This window comes from Ascidiaceihabitans sp. (assembly GCF_039986515.1).
GTDB lineage: Bacteria > Pseudomonadota > Alphaproteobacteria > Rhodobacterales > Rhodobacteraceae > Ascidiaceihabitans.
The window spans coordinates 59951-80497 of record NZ_JBDWQO010000014.1 but is presented as its reverse complement, the minus strand read 5'-3'; the positions used below and the strand labels follow the sequence as shown (position 1 = coordinate 80497).

Genomic DNA, 20547 nt, shown 5'->3' with positions numbered 1-20547 from the left:
AATGATATGGCGGGCAGTCGGTCTGGCCTTGTGCCTTTGTGGCACGGTTGTATCGGCTGGCCCACGCCCGCAAATCGAAACGGACGGCGTCGGGGCGCAAGCCAAACAAGCTATATTGCAAGACGCATACCGTCAGGTCGAAACCTACTTTGAAAAACAACATGGTTTGACGCTGGACCAACCTTTCGTTTTGGTGGGCACTGACATGCCCGAGGATATGGGCGCACGGCTTGCGAAGGGGTTGCGTGCTCTGGACCGACGCCCCCTGCGCAGGCCGATCGATACCGAACGTTTGTGTGGTCAGAAACGTATCGGCGCGGCTGCAAATCGCAACTATATTCTGATGTGCTGGCAGCAACCGGATGCCTATGACGCGGCCTGGCGTGCGGCTCTTGGTCCACGTCTGACGCAAATTCTTGCCCATGAATTCACCCATCAAATTCAGTACCAATTGGCACAAGATCGGCCCGCGCGGCGGTCCAAACCGTTGGATGACTGGTTGTTGGGTCCCAATTGGATGGTGGAAGGCACCGCGGAGTTGATCGAGACGGATTTTGTCACGCCGATTGCAGCGTTCACAGGGAAAGATGTGTTTGAATATCAAAATCGAGCGCGTCGTAGTCGTTTGACTTTGTCGGAGATGTCAAAATCCAGCAGCGTCAAAGGGCCTGCTGGCTACGGCGTGTCGCGCTTTGCTTGCTTAATGCTGGCCCGAAAACATGGGATTTCTGCGTTGTTCGACTACTTCGAAGCTTTGGGGAAGCTGAGAGATCGAGACAGGGCCTTTGAAGTCACCTTTGGACAAACATTTGCTGCATTCGAGGCTGAGTTTGAAAAATTGCGCCGCGACTTTGGGGCTGCACGAGACTACGGAAGAGACGGATCATGAGCTTTGAATTTGACTGGGTCGATGCCTTCACCGATCAGGCCTTTGGGGGCAACGGGTGTGCGGTGGCGCATGGTGGGGCTGGTTTGGAGGATGCGCAATGCCTTGCTTATGTGCGCGAAACCTCCCTTGTGGAATGTACGTTTACCGGCCCGTCAGATATCGCCGATATTCGGGTTCGGTACTTTCTGGCCAGCCGTGAAATCCCCTTTGCGGGCCACCCGACCTTGGCCACTGTGGTTGCCATGCGTCACCGGGGGCTGATTGACGACGGGGACTGGGTGTTGGAAACGCAAGCGGGGTTGGTGCCTGTGCGTGTGGATGGCACCCATGTCACTATGACCCAAGTGCCGCCAGTGTTTGGTCAAAAGGTTCCCGCTGATATAGTGGCCGCCGTTGGTGGATTGGACGCGCAGGATATTGTGCATCTTCCGCAAATCGTCTCAACCGGATTGCCCTTTTGCATCACGGTTCTGAAGTCTCGTGCCGATGTAGACCGTGTGCGGTTGAACCTTGACGGGTTGCATCGCTATGCAGATTTTCTGGGCCGGAAGGATGTCGACATTATGGAACCTTTCTGGGTGGCGCAGGATGGGGCAACATCCGATGGAGACACTTATGCGCGGCTGCTGCTGGCCCCGCCAAGCCCACCGGAAGACCCATTCACAGGGTCTGCCACAGGGGCGATGGCGTCCTATTTGTGGGCGCACGGGTTGATTGAAGCGCCTGAGTTTACAGCGCAACAGGGGCACGGTCTGGGCCGGCCAGGGCAAGCAACTGTAAAGGTGCTGGGGCCTCGGGACGCGATAACCGGCGTCGAGGTGTCCGGGTACGGCTATGTGCTGATGTCTGGCAAATTGCACCTGTAAGATATGCGCGTTGCCCTGTGTTGTTGATTTCGGCGCATTTTTATCGCAAAGCCAACCCCTAAGGAGAGGTTTATGCGTGACCCCTATATTGCAGTTTTGCCGTACGGGCATCAAATGGGTGCGCATTTGGATGCGATGCCACTGGATGCGCTGCATTGGCCTTTGGGCACGCCCGAAAGGCTTGAAGGCACGGTCGCGGATCTGGAACCATATGACCATCTGCTGGTCTTTCCCAAGACGTCCATACATTGGAAATTGAATTGGGGAACGCAGGCCAAAGTATCGTTAATGGTTGTGGAGCCACGTCTGATCCATGCACGGCATTTGGCAATGTTGCGCGTGTCTTACCGACGGTTTCATCGTGTCTTCACCCACGATGCCCTGACATTAAAACGCTTACCAAACGCGCGCTTTTTGCCCGCTGCCAGCACTTGGGTGCCGGACTACGCGCAGATTGATCTGACGAAAACGGCGCAGACTGCCTTGATTGCATCAGCGCGCCGCGACACCGCAGGGCATCAGCTGCGTCATGCCGTGGTGGATGCGGTGCGCACCAAAGGGCTGGACGTGGACATTATGGGGCGAGGATACGCGCCGTTTGATCATAAGTCTGAAGGCCATGCGCCCTACCGCTTTTCGGTTGTGATCGAAAACATACAAGCGGGCGGATACTTTACCGAGAAATTGATCGATAGTCTGTTGTGCGAAAGCGTCCCGATTTACTGGGGCGCTCCGGATGTTGCGCATTATTTTGACGATAAGGGTATTATTGTTTGCGACAGCTTGGATGCCTTGGTGGCTGCCGTCGCGGGGGCGGATGCGACAAAATACAACGCTATGCGCGAACCTTTATTGCAGGCCAAAAAACAGGCCATCGCGCTGCGCGACTACCGTATTCTTGCTGCTCAAAATCTGCAGCAGGACGCTTAGGGCCGGAAACCTTCCAAGCCAAATGGCATCCGAAAACGAAAAAGGGCGAGGAACCCCCCGCCCATATTCAATAAAAGTGTTCGCCCTTAGTTTGCGGCGATCAATCCCATGCTTTCCAGCTTCAAAAGCACCTGATGAGCGCAATTGTCGACATCGACATTTTCCGTCTCAACACTGAGTTCCGGACTTGCAGGCACATCGTAAGGATCTGAGATGCCTGTGAATTCTTTGATTTTGCCTTCACGCGCCAGCTTGTACAGCCCCTTGCGGTCGCGGCGTTCACATTCTTCGATGGATGTGGCGACATGTACTTCGACGAAGGCGCCAAAGGCTTCGACATCTTCGCGCACGGCCCGTCGGGTTGTCGCATAAGGCGCGATCGGCGCACAGATTGCGATACCGCCATTTTTGGTGATCTCGGATGCGACATAGCCAATGCGGCGAATGTTCAGATCGCGATGTTCTTTGCTGAACCCAAGTTCTGAAGACAGGTTTTTACGCACGATGTCCCCGTCCAGAAGTGTCACGGGACGTCCACCCATTTCCATCAATTTGACCATCAAAGCGTTTGCAATGGTGGACTTGCCGGAACCGGAAAAGCCGGTGAAGAAGACGGTAAAGCCTTGCTTGGAACGCGGCGGCTTGGTGCGGCGTAGTTCTTTGACGACTTCAGGAAACGAGAACCATTCGGGAATTTCCAGACCTTCCGCCAAACGGCGGCGCAATTCGGTGCCTGAAATGTTCAGGATCGTGACTTTGTCTTTATCTTTGATCTCGTCGATTGCTTCATATTGCGCACGCTCCGCGACCCAAACCATGTGTTTGAAGTCGACCATTTCGATGCCCATCTCGTCTTGATGGGCGCGGAAAAGGTCTTGGGCGTCATAGGGGCCGTAAAAATCTTCGCCTTGGCTGTTGCTTCCGGGACCAGCATGATCGCGGCCCACGATGAAATGCGTGCAGCCGTGGTTCTTGCGGATCAGACCGTGCCAAACGGCTTCGCGGGGGCCTGCCATACGCATGGCGAGGTTCAGCAAGGACATGGATGTGGTCGCTTGCGGATATTTGTCCAGCACAGCCTCGTAGCAACGCACACGGGTAAAGTGATCGACGTCGCCGGGTTTGGTCAGACCGACAACGGGGTGGATCAACAAGTTGGCTTGGGCTTCACGCGCGGCGCGGAACGTCAGTTCCTGGTGCGCACGGTGCAACGGGTTACGGGTTTGGAACGCCACAACTTTGCGCCAGCCCATTTTGCGGAAATAGGCGCGCATCTCATTAGGCGTGTCGCGGCGGGCGCGGAAATCATAATGCACAGGCTGTTGGATGCCAGTGACCGGACCACCCAGATAGATTTTGCCAGCTTGGTTGTGCAGGTAGTTCACAGCCGGATGCGCATCGTCATCGGCCCCAAAAACCTTTTCAGCTTCAAGCGCTTTGTTTGGCTCCCAGCGATCGGTGACAGTCATGGTGCCAAGGATGACGCCTTCTTGGTCGCGCAGGGCGATGTCTTGGCCGATTTCCAGCGACGCCGCAAAGTCCTCGGACACGTCCAAAGTGATCGGCATTGGCCAAAGCTCACCTGTGGACAGGCGCATGTTTTCGACAACACCGTTGTAGTCTTCTTCCGACAAGAACCCTTTCAGCGGGTTGAACCCACCGTTCATCAACAGTTCAAGGTCACAAATCTGGCGCGGGGACAGATCGTGGCTGGTCAGCTCTGCGGCCTCCAGTTTCATCTTTTGGGCGGAATCGTAGGATACAAACAGTTCAGGGATCGGAGCAAGATTACTGATAATCGTCATGGTGTTCTTCTTTTGCCTCGGGTTGGGCCCTTTTGGACCGTTGCGCGGGGCTTAAACCGCGAATGTGGCAAAAGTCTAGCAATTGGCATGGAAATTGGGGCATTATTCGTGCTGCGTTGCAGAAAATCAGCGAGAGACAGGGAAACTGGCGGTGTTACGCCGGTTTCAATGTGCCAAAATCTGACAATTGCGTATCTAGGGTTTCTGCATTTTCGACCTTGAGCGCCCGCAAAACGTCCGCCACGCCGCGCAGGTCCAGTTCGATCATGGCGCTGGCTGGCATGTCAATTCCGGCAGCCTTCAACAAAGGTTGCGATAAAAAGACCTGAGCGCTGTGTTCTTTGGTGATGGCCTCCAGGCGGGATGCAGTGTTGACGGTATCGCCGATCAACGTGCGTGGGGCGTGTCCGGCCGCGCCGATTTCGCCCAAAACTACGTCGCCCAAGTGTACGCCGATGCCAATTGCGACGGGGGGTTGGCCTTCGGCGTTCAGCTGCACGTTGAACGATGCCAGCGCTTTGGCGATGCCCATGGTCGCGCGCAATGCGGCCTGCGCAGAGCTATGGGCGTCGGCCGTTTCAAATACCGCCAAAAAGCCGTCGCCCATGTATTTGTCGATTGTGCCATTGTTGCGCGTGACAGCCGGAACAACCGCATCAAAGAAGCGGTTGAGCAGAAAAACGACGTCGTAGGGCAATTGTCCGGTGGTGCGGGCTGTAAATCCACGCATGTCCAGAAACAGAACTGCCAGTTCTTTTTCTTCGCCCTGCGTGGCATGGGCACGTCTTTTGCGACCGTCTTGGAAAACCCGGAAAACGGTTGTCGGGTCGGTTGGTTTGATTTGGCAAGCTAGTCGTGTCTTGGGACCCGCCCCTACGGCGGCAAGGCTTTTGGCTTCGGCCTCAGAGGGGGGATGCAGTAAATCCAAACCTTCCTCGACCACAACGCGGCATGTGGTGCACCGCCCCTTGCCACCACAAAGGGCGGTGTGCGGCACACCGTTGGCACGCGACATTTCCAACAGGGTAAGCCCTTTGGGGGCGGTGATTGCAGGGCCATCGATGTAGTGCACAGATACGGCACGGCGGCGGGCCAAAGTCTTGCGCAAAAGGTAGTATCCAACGACCAACAAAATGACGGCGCCAAAAACGGTCAAAGCCCATTCGGTGGTTTTAACCAGAAAAGCAAATTCGCTTGGGCCGGGCCAATTGTAGTTGTCCATCATGTCCAGTTGCGTGTCTTCATCGGCAAAAGCGGCCACCAACCGGCGGCCTTCGACCAGGAAACCGGCAAGCGCAAAGGCAGGAACCAGCACGGCGCAGCCAATCAATGCAGGCTGCCACCTGTGCCACCATGGCAGTGGGCGCAACCAAAAGTGCAAGCCCGCACAACCATGAACCCAAACAATCAACAAAAGCAGACTTTGCTTCAGGCCCGACCAAGTGCCGTGGATCAGAACCATAATATAGCCCATTTGGTCATCGACGTTCAGAATTTCATGGGCCGCACGCGTATGAACGATGTGTGTGATCAAAAGGGCAGGGATCATCAACCCCAAGATGATTTGAACGGCCTCCCAAACGGGCATACGCAACGTGCGGCGACCGGCCAGTTTGACGAAGGCCAAGATCGCATGAATACCGAAGGCCGCATACAAAACGACGCTGCCAATGGCGCTGCGGGTGATCCATTGGCGACTGTCCTGAAAGGCGTCCATCCAAGTCGGGGACACCAGTCCCAAGCCAATGTTGATAAAATGGAAAAACGCATAGGCAAACAGGATCAAGCCACTGCCAATGCGTAGACGTGTTGCCAGATTACCTTGCCATAGGCCGTTCATGAAATGCCCCTTGTTCAAATGTAACTTTGTGCAAGGGACGTTCAGCCGTCAAGGACAGAGCCGCTTCATTCTTTTCGCCAAAAATATCCCGGGGGAATCCGCAGGATGGGGGCAGAGCCCCCGCCCGCGCAGCGCGGCCCATAGGACAAGCGGTGCGGCCTATCACTCTTGTTCGGCAATCCAACGCTCTGCTTCCAAGGCGGCCATGCAGCCCATGCCAGCAGATGTAACGGCCTGACGGTACTTGTGATCGGTCAGGTCGCCCGCGGCAAACACGCCCGGAATCGAAGTTTCGGTGCTGTCGGGTTTGGTCACGACGTAGCCGCCCATGTGGGTGTCCAGCACGTCTTTTACCAATTCATTGGCGGGGGCATGCCCGATCGCCACGAAGACACCTTTGGCTGGGATGTCTGATATTTCACCGGTTTGGGTGTTTTTTACCTTTACGCCCTCAACGCCCATTGGGCTGTCTGTGCCGTAGACCTCATGTAGTTCATGGAACCACAACGGTTCGATCTTTGGGTTCTTTTGCAAACGGTCGATCAGAATTTTTTCGGCACGCAATTCGTCACGGCGATGGATCAACGTAACTTTGGACGCGAAATTGGTCAAAAATAGCGCTTCTTCCACAGCGGTGTTGCCGCCGCCGATCACCACGATCTCTTGGCCACGGTAAAAGAAACCGTCGCATGTGGCACAAGCAGAGACGCCGAAGCCTTTGAACTTCTCTTCAGAAGGCAAGCCGAGCCACTTGGCACGGGCACCCGTCGCCAGAATGATTGCATCGGCGACATATTCTGTGCCGCTGTCAGACTGGGCGACAAAGGGGCGATTTTCGAAATCAACGGATGTAATGATGTCGTGGATGATCTCGCATCCCATGGCTGCTGCGTGGTCTTGCATGCGCACCATCAAATCCGGTCCTTGTACTTCGGTATCGCCGGGCCAGTTTTCGACTTCGGTGGTGGTGGTCAATTGCCCACCCGGCTCAATCCCTTGAACCAGAATAGGATTTAACATGGCGCGGCTTGCATAGACGCCGGCGGTATAGCCCGCAGGGCCAGAGCCGATGATCAAAACTTTGGTTTTACGTTGCTCAGCCATGTGGCCCCCCGAAACAATAATGTGCAGCCCAAGTGATATAGCGGGGCCATGCCCACGCTTAAACCCCACAAATGGATTGTCGCAGCAGCAGGCATACACATTTTGCGGAGCATTTATGTCAGGAAATATTCTTGCGAGACTGCGAAACATTGTTGCGCTGAATGGGGCGGTGTTATAACAACCGCGAAATAGGAGATGTTATGGCAAGTACACGTCTTGATCCGATTGACCGCAAGATTCTCGCAGAATTGCAAGCCGATGGCCGAATGACCAATGTAGAGTTGGCCAAACGCGTTGGTATTTCTGCACCCCCCTGTTTGCGGCGGGTGCGCACTTTGGAAGACAGCGGCTACATCAAAGGCTACCACGCCGAAGTTGACGCCAAAGAACTTGGGTTTGAAGTGCAGGTGTTTGCCATGGTGGGATTGGCCAGTCAGGCCGAAACTGATCTGTCAGCATTTGAAGCGCAATGCGATACGTGGCCTCTGGTTCGCGAATGCCACATGCTGAATGGCGAAGTGGACTTTATGCTAAAATGCGTGGCCCCCGACCTGTCCAGTTTCCAAAGCTTTCTGACAGGTCAGCTTTTGACCACGCCTAACGTTGCCAGCGTAAAGACATCGCTTGTTATTCGTGGCGCCAAGGATCAACCGGGTGTCCCGTTTGATGTGTTGGAAGATAGGCTAGCCAAGCAGGCGTAGCCTATCTGCAGATTTTCTTAAATCAACTGATCCACATCGTTGTCTGGTGCGCGCGGGTGCGCCAACGGCCCAAAATCGCTGACATGCGAGATATGTGGAAACATCGACAAGAACAGATCACGCATCGCATGGCTGACGGACCGTACGGCTGCTGATCCCGGATGGAATGTTTCCATTTCCAATCCTCCGACATTGATCGCTGCATGGCGCGACAGGCAAATATGAAATAGGCGCACTTGCGTCGGGGGCGTCACTTCGATGACGTTCATCCCGTCGACAAAGTCCCGTGCCGGCGTGAACATTGCCTTACCATGTGCTTCGCCTCGCAAATGTGCAGGTGTTTGCAAAATACGCGCCGAGGGTCCGACGGTCAGAAAAGACGCAGGGCGGGATTGGCCAAACGTATCTGCCATAATCCGCGTCAACGACGTGCGTCTTCCGACATCCGCAGGCACAAAATTGGCTGATCCGATCCACAATACCTCTGCGGGATCTCCGCTTGAGGTGTGAACCATTTCGCCCGGCTGGAGGTCTTCGATTGCCACATCACCCTGGTTCGTCTGGATCAGCGTGCCGTGCCCGAAGGCTGCAAATGCGCTTTCGAACAAGGGCAATGCGGGCGCTTTGTGTTGCCCGATGTGAAGTGTGCCATCAGCGCGTTTTGAAACAACTTCGTATGTTCGCATAGAAGGCATTGCCGTGCGTGCCGGCGGTGTCTGGCCGTGAAATGGCGCAGAAGAAGTAGGCTGGCAAAGCGCAGCCGCAGGGGTCGTCATGCGAGTAACCTCGTATGGTTGGTCACATCTGCGTCGGCCCCCACCGACAACGACAGACGAACTGGGTTCATGTGTCTCGATGAGGCCAAATTCCTGCAAAACTTAGCGCATTGTCAAAAAGGAGTGAACATTTATGCGCACAACGGCGCCAATTCACTCAAAATATGGGGTTTTGTTTCCGGTAGATTGTCGAAGTTTGCCACAATTAACCAGAAACCCCTGCTCCGAATTGCGAATCGCAAAGCCGAACGAGGGGTTTGAACTGAGGGAACTTGTTACCAAACTGATCCTCAGTCGCTTGGTTTAGGCCGCCTTTTTAAAAGATGCTGCCTGACGTTTTGCGATCATGGCGGCACGACGTGTCCCGCGTGTCCATGGCATCACAACCTGCGTGTCAGTGGCTGTCTGTGTGATGGACTTGATAAAGCGTGTGTTCGTTTTCATGTCTGCGTTCCTGCTCGGGGGTGGGGTACCCCTGTGTTTGGTGTTGAGACGTGTATGACGTTGCACTTGGGCGGGTTTGCGGCGCGTTTAAGAAAAGTTTGTAGAAAGTTGTCACGGAATGGGCGTCAAATGTGGCAGGGGCTTCGGGCTGCATCCCCAATAAAATAGGGGCCATTATGATTTTGTGCGTCACTGGGTCCAAAGGACAGGACACAATTCGCGCGATTGCGATGGAATTGTTGCCATATTTGGGACTGTTCTGATCATTAGAGCGTGGCGCGTTACAGGCGAATGGCCGAAATCAGTCGCCCGTAATCGGCTTCTTTGCGATGCACGCTGCGCCGGTACGAATAGAAACGGTCCGGATCGGAATAGGTACAATGCCGTGTCCATTCCGCATGTCCGATACCCGCGGTGCGCAAACGGTGCACGCCGTACCCAGTCAAATCGAACTGCATCCGATCTCCGGTGCCGGCTGCAAAGAAACGCGCGTTTTGCGAATCTTCCATCATGAAATCGTCCATGAATTCCGGACCTACTTCGTAAGCGCGCTGGCTGATCGAAGGGCCTATGATGGCGGTGATCCGTTGTCTGTCCGCCCCGATTGAGACCATGGCATCGACAGTTGCGTCCAGAACGCCATCCAATGCCCCCCGCGAACCTGCGTGCGCGGCACCGATCACGCCTGCGTTGGTGTCTGCAAAAAGAACCGGCTGACAATCGGCCGTCAAAATAGCCAAAGCAATGCCAGGCGTGCTTGTGACCATTGCGTCCGCCTTGGGGCGTTCAGACGACGCGTGTGTCACGGTCACGACATCGGCAGAATGGATTTGATGCACGCCGACCAATTCTTCTTCGCCCACGTCCATGGCCTGCGCGACACGGGCCCTGTTGATTTTTACAACTTCCGTTTGATCCGAACTGCCAACCCCGCAATTCAGGCCCTCGAATACGCCTGATGACGCACCGCCCCGTCGCGTGAAAAATCCGTGCTTGATCGATTGCAGGGCTTCGCTGGTCAGAATTTCGAGAGTCATGGTTCAAGTCCCGCTGGTGGCGCATGCTGCTTGGGAAAAAGGCCCAGCACTTTGAACAGGTTTCCCATTTCGTCGGGGTGCGTCAAGCGCCGATGTGCATCAATATGCGCATCAAGTGCCGCGTCACGCAAAGACGCAGCCAGCGATTGCGCCCTTTGGGTAATGCCTAACCGTTCTAGAAAAACACCTTGTGGCGTTACTTTGGAATGGGCACAGGGCACAGCGGCGCACAGGGCTTCAAAATCGACGTGGGCGGTTAGGTCAGCGCCTCCGGGACACTGTAAAGGATCTGTTGGGGCATGGTTTTGCAACGCTTGAAGCGTGTCGCCAAGACTGCGCCAATCGCCATAGTCAATGACAATCGCAGCGCCGCCATGCCGTGTGATGCATGTTCCGATGCCGTCGATGATAGGGGCGGCACCGGGGCAGTCTTCGATCATGTCGCCGTCTTTGGTGTCTTCCAGCCGGTGCGATAAGGCCGGTTGGGGAAGGTTGGGACCAAGGCCGAATTGCAATATTTCGCCGTCTATTCCCACTTGCCGTTCCCGCCAGCCTGCACCGTCACGCACGAATTGTCGTATGGGCAAAGCGTCGAAAAATTCATTGGCCACCAGAAACAATGGGAGTTGTGGCAGATCAGCGATGTCTTCCAGATAGGTCAAAGGATGTACAATCGTGTCGCTTTGTATGCGTCGCAACGTGCTTGAGGCTTCGAACAGTGTGACTTGGGCTGCGGTATGAAAACCGGGCACTTTTGCGGTGGCGCGTAAAACGTCAGCCATCATGGTGCCGCGCCCCGGGCCCAGTTCTGCCAATGTGAAACGGTCGGGGGCGCCTTGATCCAACCAGCTTTGGGCCAGGGAAAGGCCGATAAGCTCACCAAACATCTGGCTGATTTCCGGTGCAGTGGTGAAATCCCCGTCTGTGCCAAACGGGTCGCGTGTGCTGTAGTATCCGTGTTCGGGATGCAGCAAACACGTCGCCATATAGTCGGCGACACTGAGCGGACCATCGTGGCGGATGCGCCGGACAATGATGTCTTTAAGGCTCACGCCGCTGCGGTGCGCCGCGCGCGAATGATCAAAACAAGGCCCACGACGATCATGGGCAAAGACAGCAGTTGCCCCATCGTCAATCCGTATCCACCCACCTGCAAAGCCAACCCCAACGGGTTGGTGTCGGTGATGAAATGCGCGTCTGGTTGGCGTACAAATTCAACCAGAAACCGCGCCAGCCCGTAGCCTGCAAAGAATGTGCCAGCCACAAGACCGGGCTTTTTCAGAGCATCGCGGCGCCAGACAAGCCAAAGCAAAACAGCGCCTAGCAAAAGCCCTTCAAGTGCGGCTTCATACAATTGCGACGGGTGGCGGGCGCAAAGCCCCACCACATCGGGGCAGTATTGCGCGGCTTGCGTGGGGAAAGGCACACCCCAAGGCAGATCGGTGGGGCGGCCCCAAAGCTCTGCGTTGATGAAGTTGGCAAAACGGCCAAGCAGCAGCCCCGGAGGGACGCCAAGCACCACGATATCGGCAGCACTTAGTTTTGGGATGCCGTAACGCCGCGTGTACAGCCACCCTGCGATGATGACGCCGATCAAACCACCGTGAAAGGCCATCCCCCCTTGCCACAAAAACAGGATTTGGGTCGGGTTTTGCAGATAGGCTGCAGGTTGGTAGAAAAACACATACCCCAAACGACCGCCAAAAATGACACCCAAAATCACCCATGTCAGCAGATCCTCGATCTGTTGAGGCGTCATGACGGGTTGGTGCTCTGGCCATAGCCGTGGCGCTTTGATCGCCATGACAACCAAACGCCACCCGATCAAAATACCTGCAATATAGGCCAGCGCATACCATCGCAGCGCAAATTCCATACCGAACAGAGTAACGGAAAATATCTCGGGCGAGATATTGGGGAAGGGGATCATGGCTTTCATCTGCGTCTGAATGCCTCTGCTTCATGGGCGAAGTCAACCTTGCGCAACCCACACCGTAGCCCCATATAAGGGATACCCACGAAGGAGAAACGCCCCATGCAAGCCCGCGGTAAGATTTTTGATGATATTTCCCAGTTGATGACCAACGCAATGGGCGTGGCGCAAGGCGCCAAAGATGAAGCCGAAACAGCGATGAAGTCGCTGATGGATCGTTGGCTGGCAGACCGTGATTTCGTGACTCGCGAAGAATTCGACGCGGTGCGCGCCATGGCCCAGAAGGCACGTGAAGAAAACGAAGCGCTAAAAGCACGTCTTGAGGCGCTGGAAGCCAAATAACCGGAGGCGCTGCCGCGCCATTACAATTTACAGCTGGTGGAAAGTGATCGCCCTGCCTTTAGGTGGGGCGCTTTTGTGTTTGCACACAGCATGCCTTCGGCGAGGATATTTATAGCGAAAAGAAGTCCAGCCCGCATTATCTTGATGTCAGGTTGTCTTTGTCCACAAGTTATTGCGGTTATCCCCAACTAAAGGGTTGCCAGATGCTTATGCGCATAGCACCATATGTTGTGAAGGTACGGGGGTGATCCCCGATATCTCATGCAGGCATCTAGTGTTTGGGGCGTTAATGACCCCCTTCGCTAACCCAATAGACTGGTGGTATTCATGGCCCTTTCCGAACAGTTCATTGAAGACGATATTCACCCCATTGATTTGGTCGAGCACATCGCAGTGCATCACGAGTGGGATTTTGACCGCATTGCTGATGACCAGATTGCCATGGCTGTGGAAGGCCAATGGCGCACCTATTCTGTGACCCTTGCCTGGTCGGGATATGATGAGACTTTGCGTATGGTATGCACTTTTGAAATGGAGCCGCCGGAAGAAAAGCTGCCTGCGCTTTACGAATTGTTGAACCTTGTGAATGATCAGTGCTGGGCCGGGTCCTTTACCTATTGGGCGGAACAAAAGCTTATGGTGTACCGTTATGGGCTGGTGCTGGCTGGTGGTCAGGATGCAGGCCCTGATCAGGTCGACACCATGATCAATGCCGCCGTCATGAGCGCCGAGCGATATTACCCTGCATTGCAATTGCTTGTCTGGGGCGATCGGACCCCCAAAGACGCGATGCAAGTTGCCATTGCAGAGGCATACGGCCGCGCGTAACACTTCGCCCCGAAGCAAAATTGGGGGCAATTCATGAAAGACAGTCGTATCGCACAAGGCGGCCTTGTGTTGTTGGGGTGTGGCAAGATGGGGTCTGCAATGCTGGCCGGATGGCTGGACAGCGGTTTGCCTGCAACGTCTGTCTATGTGCTGGACCCGAACCCGTCCGATTGGTTGCGAGCGACCGGAGTTCATATCAACGTCGACGTGCCATCTGCCCCCGCAGTGGTTTTGATTGCGGTCAAGCCGCAGATGATGGGCGAAGCTTTGCCCCGTTTGCAAGCCATGGGTGGCGGTGACACGCTGTTTGTGAGCGTTGCCGCTGGCACCACCATCGCGCATTTTGAAGCCGTTTTAGGCGCTGGCACCCCCATTGTTCGTGCGATGCCAAACACCCCTGCGGCCATTGGCAAAGGCATCACTGCGATCGTCGCCAACCCTCATGTCCCCGCCGGTGGTCTGGATGAAGCCGACGCGCTGTTGCAGGCCGTTGGCCAAGTTGTACGTCTCGACACTGAAGCGCAAATTGATGCAGTCACTGGCGTGAGCGGGTCTGGTCCCGCCTATGTCTTCCACATGATTGAATGTCTGGCGGCTGCGGGCGAGGCCCAAGGTTTGCCTGCGGATATGGCTATGCAACTGGCCAAAGCCACGGTTGCTGGGGCCGGTGCCCTGGCTGAACAATCCGGTGATGCGCCAAGCCAGTTGCGGGTCAATGTCACCAGCCCAAATGGCACGACACAAGCAGGGCTTGAGGTTTTGATGGACACTGCAACTGGTTTGCCGCCGTTGATGCAAAAAACGGTGGCTGCGGCCGCTGACCGATCAAGGGAGTTGGCCAATGGCTGAGATCACTTTCGACGATTTTATGAAAGTCGACATCCGGGTCGGGCGCGTGGTGCGGGCTGAACCTTTTCCCGAAGCACGCAAACCCGCCATCAAGATGTGGATCGATTTCGGACCCGAGATCGGTGAGCGCAAAACGTCTGCGCAGATCACTGCGCATTACACGCCCGAAGCGCTTGTGGGCAAACAGGTCATGGGCGTTGTGAATTTCCCGCCCCGCCAGATCGGTCCCTTTATGTCCGAAGTGCTGGTGCTGGGCTTGCATGATGCGGATGGCGGTGTCGTGTTGATCTCGCCGGATCATGACGTTGCAGCAGGGGAACGGATGTGTTGAAAAAAATCTTGATCGCGCGGCCTTTGCCCGAGGTTGTTTTGGCCCCCGCATATGCGGCATTCGAAGTGGATGTGCGACCCTACACACATCCACTCAGCGGTGACGAAATGCGCAATGCTTTGCGTGATTACGATGGGGTGATGCCCACGTTGGGGGATGTGTTTTCGGCGGAGGTGTTTGCCGATGTGCCAAACCCGCGCTGTTCTATTTTGGCCAATTTTGGTGTGGGATATAACCACATTGATACCGATGCGGCGCATGGCGCGGGGGTGGTTGTTTCCAACACGCCGGGGGCTGTCACGGATGCGACAGCAGACACCGCCATGACCCTGATATTGATGAGCGCGCGCCGCGCTGGCGAAGGTGAGCGCTTGGTGCGCAGCGGGGCATGGGAAGGGTGGCATCCCACGCAAATGCTGGGCCTTCATGTGACAGGGAAAACCGTTGGAATCGTCGGCATGGGCCGTATCGGGCAAGCGATTGCGCGGCGCTGTCATTTCGGGTTTGAGATGCAGGTGGCCTATTTCAGCCGCTCACCCAAAGATCTTGATTTTAAGGCAACACCCTATGACAGTTTGACGGCTTTGGCTGCCGAGGTTGATGTTTTGGTTGTGGCTGTGCCGGGCGGGGCCGCGACACATCATCTGATCGGGGCGGATGTGTTTGCTGCTATGAAACCCACAGCGCATTTGGTCAATATTGCGCGTGGCGATGTGGTGGAAGAAGCCGCGTTGATAACAGCGCTGCAAGAAGATGACATCGCAGGGGCGGGTTTGGATGTGTACGAATTTGAACCACAGGTGCCGCAAGCGCTTCGGGACTTGGAAAATGTGGTGTTGTTGCCGCATTTGGGGACAGCAGCCCTAGAGGTCCGCGTGGACATGGGTTTGATGGCGTTGGACAACCTGGCTGCCCATCTGAATGGGGGGCAAACGCCACCGAACGCAGTTTGAAGACAGCAGTATGGGGCTGTTTCTAACGCCCGACGGCTTCGCGCCAATGGCGGCGGCACAGCGATACATAGGTCTCGTTGCCGCCGATTTGCACTTGATCGCCGCCGGTCAACACGCGGCCGTCGTCGTCTTTGCGGACCACCATGGTGGCTTTCTTGCCGCAGTGGCAGATGGTGCGGACTTCACGCATTTCATCCGCCAAAGCAAGCAGGGTGGCAGAGCCGGGGAAAAGTTCGCCTTGAAAATCAACGCGCAAGCCGTAGCACATGATGGGCAATCCAAGATCGTCAACGGCATCGGCCAATTGCCAAACCTGGTCACGGCTTAGGAACTGCGCCTCGTCTATAAAGACGCAGGCGATGGGGGTGGTCGCAAGCACCCCTTTCAGCTTGGCAAACAAATCTGTTTCGGCGTTGAAGGTGTCGGCGTCCGACCCGATGCCGATACGCGATGCAATGCGACCGTCGCCTGCGCGGTTGTCGAATTGTGCGGTCAGCAAATAGGGGGTCATTCCGCGTTCCACATAGTTGTGGGCCGCTTGCAGCAAAACCGTGGATTTGCCCGCATTCATCGTCGAATAATGGAAGTATAGTTTCGCCATGGTGTCTGAATAAAGGCGCACTCAAGCCGGAGCAAGAGCGCGCCCCAAGTTTTGGGTGGGGTCGTCGCAAGTTGGCGGCTTTTGCCGCTCTATCGTCTGCAACACCGTTAGACCACATACCTTCATGCCTTGCGTGGACTTTCGCCCGAGGGATGGGTGCAAGGCATGCACCGCCTAAACCAACGATCCCGTTTGAGGGCAAATGACCCCACCCAATCTGTGCGACACATGTCGCATACTCTTCACGCCCGATCCGTTCGGGTTGATTAAGCAATGACATTTCAATCCGTTCTTAGTAATGGGAATAGACAATGCGCATTCCCCTGTCAGGGTTTGGCGGCAGACGTGGGGACCGATCTATGGAAGCATTTGGCAGCTATTTGAAGAAACACACCGAGGCTTTGGTGAAGGATGTAGGGATTGAACCTGCATGTGAACTAACGGGAAAGTCGAAGGCGACGCTTGGGCGGTACTATTCCGACCATGCCGAACATGCCGATCGGTTCATGCCGATTGACGCCGTGGTGCATCTGGAACGGGCGTCCAAGTATCCGCATGTGACTGGTGCTTTGGCGGAACTTCAGGGCGGCACGATTGCCTTCGATGAACGCCGGCCCAATCATAAGGTCAAAGGCAGCGTCAATTCTGACGTCATCGCGCTAAGCCAACGTTTTGCGATGCTTATGTCCGAGTACCAGCAATCCATCGAAGACGGCATCATCACAGTGAATGAAGCCAAGCGATTGCTGAAAGAAACCACGCAGTTGCAACAGGTTCTGATCGACATGAAGCTTCATCTGGAAGATGAAAGTGGCTGACGATCTGGAGGCTTTGATCGCAGAGGCTTTGCCATCCATCGACATCGATATGCTGAAGGCGCCTGATGATCCCGGACACAAGCCGCGCATATTGTTGCTGTATGGATCATTGCGGGATGCCAGCTATTCACGTTTTGCCGCGGAGGAATCCGCGCGTGTGCTGCGCCTTTTGGGATGTGATACTAAGATGTTTGCCCCCACGGGGCTTCCCTTGGTCGATGATGCAGACCCGGATCATCCCAAAGTACAGGAATTGCGTGATCTTGTTGTGTGGTCCGAGGGCATGGTGTGGTCCAGCCCCGAGCGGCACGGCGCAATGACGGGGCTTATGAAAACACAGATCGATTGGCTGCCGTTGTCATTGCAAGGCGGCATACGCCCCACGCAGGGCAAAACACTGGCCATCATGCAAGTATCAGGCGGGTCCCAGTCCTTTAACGCCGTCAATCAGATGCGTATTCTGGGCCGTTGGATGCGTATGGTCACAATCCCCAATCAATCCAGCATCCCGAAAGCATGGCTGGAATTCAAAGAGGGGCGGCTGCCCGAAGGCCCGTTTTACCGCCGCATCGTTGATGTGATGGAAGAACTGGTAAAGTTCACATGGATGGTAAGGGGCCGCTCAGATTATCTGGTCGACCGCTATTCGGAACGGGTGGAAACTGTGGAAGAGGTGCACAAGCGAGTGTCTGTGAAAGACATCTAATCGCAGCGTTCCACAATCACAGAGCCCACGGAATATCCCGCTCCAAACGAACAGATCAGACCGATATCGCCATTTTCAAAATCGTCCGAGTATTTGGAAAACGCGATAATCGATCCGGCTGAAGACGTGTTGGCGTAGTCTTGCAAAATGTTGGGCTGTTCGCCCGGCTCAGGATTGCGTCCCAGGACCTTCTTGCCGATGAAATCATTCATCGATTTGTTGGCTTGATGCAACCAAAGGCGTTTCAGGTCAGTGGCCTGCACGTTTTCGTCACCCATGTGTTCTGCGATATGCGCACTGACCAATGGCAGCACCTCCTTGAACACTTTGCGCCCGTTTTGCATAAACTGCATGTCGCGGCGGTCAGCCACGCCATCGGGACGGGAGCGCCGCAAAAAGCCGTTGTTGTTGCGGATATTGTTGGAAAAATCCGTGGCGCAACGGGTCGACTTGATCTTGAAATGGGACCCTGTGGCGTCTCCTTCACGCTCGATGAACGTTGCGGTGGCCACGTCGCCAAAAATGAAATGACAATCGCGGTCGCGCCATTCCAAATGTGCAGAGCAAATTTCAGGGTTCACAACCAAGGCGCTTTTTATGCTGCCCGATTTGACCATGTCAGCGGCGGCTTGAATGCCAAAGGTTGCAGATGAACACGCGACGTTCATATCAAAGGCAAACCCTTGCACCCCAAGCAACTGCTGTATTTCGATCGCAACGGCAGGGTACGCGCGTTCCATATTTGAAGCGGCGCAAATCACAGCGCCCACATCGTCAGCCGATTTTCCTGCCGCTTTCAGGGCTTTCAAAGCGGCGTCCAAGCCCATTTCAGCCATCAAGGACGGTTCATCATCGCCACGTTGACGCAACAAGGGATGCATCACATCCGGGTCTAAGATACCTGATTTGTTAATCACATAACGACTTTCGATGCCGGATGCTTTGAAAATGAAGTCTTCAGAGGAATGCGGCTTTGCGTCCATGTCGCCTGCTTCAATCGCGGCCGCATGTTCGGCATTGAATTTATCAGCATAGGCATTGAAAGCCGTCACCAGCTCGGCGTTGGATATGGTATTGTCCGGCGTGAAGACGCCTGTGCCAGTTATGACCGGTGTATGCATGTTTTAAGCCTTTCACAGTTGACTGATTTGGCCGATTTTGCCGCTAAAGGTCAAGCGATCAACGGGAGGCTTTGCGCCGGTGTGTTTGTGTGGCCTCCGCAAAATGCGGTTCAGGTGCAATCGGTTGGTTCCCATGGCGCCCCCGCATCTTGGTGTTGTTCTTAATCTCCGTCGGCAACACCGGCGGCGCGGCGTTTGGCAATTCTGCCGCGTATGCTTGGCAACAAAACAAGCCCGCCTGCAATCAGCAACAGCCCCAATGTCATTGGCCGTTCCCAAATGAAAGCGATGCCATCGTAAAGCTGCATGGAGCGGGCAAAGTTGTCTTCCATCAACCCACCCAAAATGAAGCCGATCAACAATGGGGCAAGCGGGTAATCCGCAAACTTGAGTGCCGTGGCACATACGCCAAACCCGACCAGCAACAAAAGCTCGGTCGCGTTGTTTTGTCCAATATAGGCGCCCATGAGTGTGAAGAATAAGATGAACGGAATGAGATAATTGCGCGGTACAGACAAGACTTTGGCGATGTAGGGGATCAACGGCAGGTTCAAAATGAGCAACACAAGATTGCCAATGAACATCGACATGATCACAGCCCAGAAAATTTGGGGTTCATCAATCATCAATCTTGGACCGGGGGAGACATTCAAGGCGATAAGCGCACCCAGCAAAATGGCCGTTGTACCCGACCCCGGAATACCAAGCGTCAGCAAGGGGACAAATGACCCTGTGCAGGCGGCATTATTGGCAGTTTCGGGGGCGGCCAACCCTTTGATGGATCCTTTGCCAAATTGGTCTTGTTCCGCCTTTGGTGCAATGTTGCGTTCTACCGCATACCCCAAAAAGCTGGCGATGGTGGCGCCAGCACCGGGCAAAACGCCAATGAAGAACCCTTGCAGTGACTGTCTGCCAATAACGGGCGCGATGGCTTTGGCCTCTGCCCGGGTGATGCGCAGATCCTTGATCTCACCCTCGCCACCTTTGAGGTTCTTGGGTTTAAGGACCAGAAAAATCGCTTCGGGCAGGGCGAACATTGCCATGGCCAAGGTTATGAACCCAAATCCGGATTGCAGGTCCATGATCCCCATGGTGAACCGCGGCAGATTGAACAGCGCCCCTTCGCCAACGGTGGCCATGATCAGTCCCAATATGGTCATAAGCATCGCTTTCGCCACTTGGCCTGTGCCTGCAAATGTTGCGATGGCGGACAATCCAACAACCATAAGCGCAAAGTATTCAGCGGAATGAAACAGCAGTGCAACGGAAGACAGCGCAGGCGCAAAAACCATCAACAAGATTGCCCCGATGGTACCGCCCGCAAAGCTTGCTATGGCTGCAATTGTAAGCGCTTTGCCCGCTTTGCCTTGTTGGGCCATCGGGTAGCCGTCAAAGCTTGAGGCGACAGTCCCCGCTACTCCCGGCGCATTCAACAAGATGGATGATGTCGACCCGCCGAAAATAGCCCCATAGTAGACGCCGGCCAGCAGGATAAGGGCAGCAGAAGGGTCACCAATGGAAATGGCAACGGGGATCATAATCGCGATGATCGACATAGGGCCAAGGCCAGGTAGCATGCCGATAAAGGTGCCAATTAGGCAGCCTCCGATCACCATCAATAAATTTTGGAAGGAAAAGGCCGTTTGCAGCCCGATCAATAAACCCTCAAGCAC

22 protein-coding genes are annotated in these 20547 nt (G+C 55.1%); 11 read left to right on the top strand and 11 right to left on the bottom strand.

All coding sequences use genetic code 11. The features are described from left to right. The first annotated feature begins 1 nt into the window (after window position 1). From ABJL60_RS12720 to ABJL60_RS12710, 3 genes are all read left to right on the top strand, one after another. Window positions 2-889 (top strand): hypothetical protein, encoded by an 888-nt coding sequence (locus tag ABJL60_RS12720; RefSeq protein WP_348375836.1) that lies wholly within the window; start codon window positions 2-4, stop codon window positions 887-889. Next, complete coding sequence (locus tag ABJL60_RS12715) at window positions 886-1755, top strand: PhzF family phenazine biosynthesis protein (protein WP_348375835.1); 870 nt, start codon at window positions 886-888, stop codon at window positions 1753-1755. The genes ABJL60_RS12720 and ABJL60_RS12715 overlap by 4 nt, the downstream gene beginning before the upstream one ends. 72 nt (window positions 1756-1827) lie before the next feature. Beyond that, complete coding sequence (locus ABJL60_RS12710) at window positions 1828-2685, top strand: glycosyltransferase family 10 (protein ID WP_348375834.1); 858 nt, start codon at window positions 1828-1830, stop codon at window positions 2683-2685. An 86-nt stretch (window positions 2686-2771) separates the two neighbouring features. On the opposite strand, the gene ABJL60_RS12705 is transcribed toward ABJL60_RS12710, so the two are convergent. The 3 genes from ABJL60_RS12705 to trxB form a co-directional block, all read right to left on the bottom strand. Beyond that, window positions 2772-4490 (bottom strand): bifunctional sulfate adenylyltransferase/adenylylsulfate kinase, encoded by a 1719-nt coding sequence (locus ABJL60_RS12705; RefSeq protein WP_108827402.1) that lies wholly within the window; start codon window positions 4488-4490, stop codon window positions 2772-2774. Between the two features lie 154 nt (window positions 4491-4644). Then, window positions 4645-6330 (bottom strand): adenylate/guanylate cyclase domain-containing protein, encoded by a 1686-nt coding sequence (locus ABJL60_RS12700; protein ID WP_348289103.1) that lies wholly within the window; start codon window positions 6328-6330, stop codon window positions 4645-4647. A gap of 162 nt (window positions 6331-6492) precedes the next feature. Beyond that, window positions 6493-7434, bottom strand: coding sequence for a thioredoxin-disulfide reductase (trxB, locus tag ABJL60_RS12695; protein ID WP_108827404.1), 942 nt, complete (start codon window positions 7432-7434; stop codon window positions 6493-6495). Window positions 7435-7634: 200 nt separating this feature from the next. Here trxB and ABJL60_RS12690 point away from each other — a divergent pair, with 200 nt between their 5' ends. Beyond that, on the top strand, window positions 7635-8135 hold the full coding sequence (locus ABJL60_RS12690) for an Lrp/AsnC family transcriptional regulator (RefSeq protein ID WP_108827405.1): 501 nt from the start codon (window positions 7635-7637) through the stop codon (window positions 8133-8135). A 17-nt stretch (window positions 8136-8152) separates the two neighbouring features. On the opposite strand, the gene ABJL60_RS12685 is transcribed toward ABJL60_RS12690, so the two are convergent. From ABJL60_RS12685 to lgt, 5 genes are all read right to left on the bottom strand, one after another. After that, window positions 8153-8821 (bottom strand): Hint domain-containing protein, encoded by a 669-nt coding sequence (locus ABJL60_RS12685; RefSeq protein WP_348320098.1) that lies wholly within the window; start codon window positions 8819-8821, stop codon window positions 8153-8155. Window positions 8822-9214: 393 nt separating this feature from the next. Further along, the gene (locus ABJL60_RS12680; protein WP_348289098.1) at window positions 9215-9355 is read right to left on the bottom strand and encodes a hypothetical protein; all 141 of its coding nucleotides are present in this window, start codon (window positions 9353-9355) and stop codon (window positions 9215-9217) included. Window positions 9356-9636: 281 nt separating this feature from the next. After that, window positions 9637-10392 (bottom strand): peptidoglycan editing factor PgeF, encoded by a 756-nt coding sequence (gene pgeF, locus ABJL60_RS12675; protein WP_348289097.1) that lies wholly within the window; start codon window positions 10390-10392, stop codon window positions 9637-9639. Beyond that, entirely contained in the window at window positions 10389-11444 is a 1056-nt protein-coding gene (locus ABJL60_RS12670) for an SAM-dependent methyltransferase (protein WP_348375833.1), read from the bottom strand. Before ABJL60_RS12670 ends, pgeF begins: the two co-directional genes overlap by 4 nt. After that, window positions 11441-12331: a prolipoprotein diacylglyceryl transferase gene (gene lgt, locus ABJL60_RS12665; RefSeq protein ID WP_348375832.1), complete on the bottom strand. Its 891-nt coding sequence runs from the start codon at window positions 12329-12331 to the stop codon at window positions 11441-11443. The genes ABJL60_RS12670 and lgt overlap by 4 nt, the downstream gene beginning before the upstream one ends. A 96-nt stretch (window positions 12332-12427) precedes the next feature. On the opposite strand from lgt, the gene ABJL60_RS12660 reads away from it, so the two are divergent. The 5 genes from ABJL60_RS12660 (at window position 12428) to ABJL60_RS12640 (ending at window position 15628) form a co-directional block, all read left to right on the top strand. After that, window positions 12428-12667 carry an accessory factor UbiK family protein gene (locus ABJL60_RS12660; protein ID WP_108827408.1) on the top strand — a complete coding sequence of 80 codons (240 nt, stop codon included), beginning with the start codon at window positions 12428-12430 and terminating at the stop codon, window positions 12665-12667. 327 nt (window positions 12668-12994) lie between these two features. Continuing rightward, window positions 12995-13495 carry a YbjN domain-containing protein gene (locus ABJL60_RS12655; RefSeq protein ID WP_108827409.1) on the top strand — a complete coding sequence of 167 codons (501 nt, stop codon included), beginning with the start codon at window positions 12995-12997 and terminating at the stop codon, window positions 13493-13495. Window positions 13496-13528: 33 nt separating this feature from the next. Then, a complete protein-coding gene (gene proC / locus ABJL60_RS12650; protein WP_348375831.1) occupies window positions 13529-14344 on the top strand; it encodes a pyrroline-5-carboxylate reductase in 816 nt (271 codons plus the stop codon). Beyond that, a complete protein-coding gene (locus ABJL60_RS12645; protein ID WP_348375830.1) occupies window positions 14337-14675 on the top strand; it encodes a tRNA-binding protein in 339 nt (112 codons plus the stop codon). The genes proC and ABJL60_RS12645 overlap by 8 nt, the downstream gene beginning before the upstream one ends. Further along, on the top strand, window positions 14672-15628 hold the full coding sequence (locus tag ABJL60_RS12640; protein WP_348376061.1) for a D-glycerate dehydrogenase: 957 nt from the start codon (window positions 14672-14674) through the stop codon (window positions 15626-15628). Before ABJL60_RS12645 ends, ABJL60_RS12640 begins: the two co-directional genes overlap by 4 nt. A gap of 22 nt (window positions 15629-15650) precedes the next feature. On the opposite strand, the gene ABJL60_RS12635 is transcribed toward ABJL60_RS12640, so the two are convergent. Next, entirely contained in the window at window positions 15651-16229 is a 579-nt protein-coding gene (locus ABJL60_RS12635) for a thymidine kinase (RefSeq protein WP_108827412.1), read from the bottom strand. 359 nt (window positions 16230-16588) lie between these two features. Here ABJL60_RS12635 and ABJL60_RS12630 point away from each other — a divergent pair, with 359 nt between their 5' ends. Beyond that, window positions 16589-17047, top strand: a complete 459-nt coding sequence (locus tag ABJL60_RS12630; RefSeq protein ID WP_108830000.1) for a hypothetical protein — start codon at window positions 16589-16591, stop codon at window positions 17045-17047. Then, window positions 17034-17753, top strand: a complete 720-nt coding sequence (arsH, locus tag ABJL60_RS12625; RefSeq protein ID WP_348375829.1) for an arsenical resistance protein ArsH — start codon at window positions 17034-17036, stop codon at window positions 17751-17753. Before ABJL60_RS12630 ends, arsH begins: the two co-directional genes overlap by 14 nt. Here the strand turns inward: arsH and ABJL60_RS12620 are convergent. Both ABJL60_RS12620 and ABJL60_RS12615 read right to left on the bottom strand, forming a co-directional pair. Next, the gene (locus ABJL60_RS12620; protein WP_348375828.1) at window positions 17750-18874 is read right to left on the bottom strand and encodes a beta-ketoacyl-ACP synthase III; all 1125 of its coding nucleotides are present in this window, start codon (window positions 18872-18874) and stop codon (window positions 17750-17752) included. The two genes, arsH and ABJL60_RS12620, sit on opposite strands and share 4 nt — an antisense overlap. Before the next feature lie 161 nt (window positions 18875-19035). Beyond that, complete coding sequence (locus ABJL60_RS12615) at window positions 19036-20547, bottom strand: tripartite tricarboxylate transporter permease (protein ID WP_348289078.1); 1512 nt, start codon at window positions 20545-20547, stop codon at window positions 19036-19038.

What these genes read in the sequence shown, in the direction of transcription:
- ABJL60_RS12635 (WP_108827412.1), bottom strand. Translation starts at nt 16,229, where the DNA reads ATGGCGAAACTATACTTCCATTATTCGACGATGAATGCGGGCAAATCC.
- lgt (WP_348375832.1), bottom strand. Translation starts at nt 12,331, where the DNA reads ATGAAAGCCATGATCCCCTTCCCCAATATCTCGCCCGAGATATTTTCC.
- proC (WP_348375831.1), top strand. Translation starts at nt 13,529, where the DNA reads ATGAAAGACAGTCGTATCGCACAAGGCGGCCTTGTGTTGTTGGGGTGT.
- arsH (WP_348375829.1), top strand. Translation starts at nt 17,034, where the DNA reads ATGAAAGTGGCTGACGATCTGGAGGCTTTGATCGCAGAGGCTTTGCCA.
- ABJL60_RS12705 (WP_108827402.1), bottom strand. Translation starts at nt 4,490, where the DNA reads ATGACGATTATCAGTAATCTTGCTCCGATCCCTGAACTGTTTGTATCC.
- pgeF (WP_348289097.1), bottom strand. Translation starts at nt 10,392, where the DNA reads ATGACTCTCGAAATTCTGACCAGCGAAGCCCTGCAATCGATCAAGCAC.
- ABJL60_RS12645 (WP_348375830.1), top strand. Translation starts at nt 14,337, where the DNA reads ATGGCTGAGATCACTTTCGACGATTTTATGAAAGTCGACATCCGGGTC.
- ABJL60_RS12655 (WP_108827409.1), top strand. Translation starts at nt 12,995, where the DNA reads ATGGCCCTTTCCGAACAGTTCATTGAAGACGATATTCACCCCATTGAT.
- ABJL60_RS12710 (WP_348375834.1), top strand. Translation starts at nt 1,828, where the DNA reads ATGCGTGACCCCTATATTGCAGTTTTGCCGTACGGGCATCAAATGGGT.
- ABJL60_RS12685 (WP_348320098.1), bottom strand. Translation starts at nt 8,821, where the DNA reads ATGCGAACATACGAAGTTGTTTCAAAACGCGCTGATGGCACACTTCAC.
- ABJL60_RS12720 (WP_348375836.1), top strand. Translation starts at nt 2, where the DNA reads ATGATATGGCGGGCAGTCGGTCTGGCCTTGTGCCTTTGTGGCACGGTT.
- ABJL60_RS12715 (WP_348375835.1), top strand. Translation starts at nt 886, where the DNA reads ATGAGCTTTGAATTTGACTGGGTCGATGCCTTCACCGATCAGGCCTTT.
- ABJL60_RS12660 (WP_108827408.1), top strand. Translation starts at nt 12,428, where the DNA reads ATGCAAGCCCGCGGTAAGATTTTTGATGATATTTCCCAGTTGATGACC.
- ABJL60_RS12630 (WP_108830000.1), top strand. Translation starts at nt 16,589, where the DNA reads ATGGAAGCATTTGGCAGCTATTTGAAGAAACACACCGAGGCTTTGGTG.
- ABJL60_RS12620 (WP_348375828.1), bottom strand. Translation starts at nt 18,874, where the DNA reads ATGCATACACCGGTCATAACTGGCACAGGCGTCTTCACGCCGGACAAT.
- ABJL60_RS12700 (WP_348289103.1), bottom strand. Translation starts at nt 6,330, where the DNA reads ATGAACGGCCTATGGCAAGGTAATCTGGCAACACGTCTACGCATTGGC.
- ABJL60_RS12690 (WP_108827405.1), top strand. Translation starts at nt 7,635, where the DNA reads ATGGCAAGTACACGTCTTGATCCGATTGACCGCAAGATTCTCGCAGAA.
- trxB (WP_108827404.1), bottom strand. Translation starts at nt 7,434, where the DNA reads ATGGCTGAGCAACGTAAAACCAAAGTTTTGATCATCGGCTCTGGCCCT.
- ABJL60_RS12680 (WP_348289098.1), bottom strand. Translation starts at nt 9,355, where the DNA reads ATGAAAACGAACACACGCTTTATCAAGTCCATCACACAGACAGCCACT.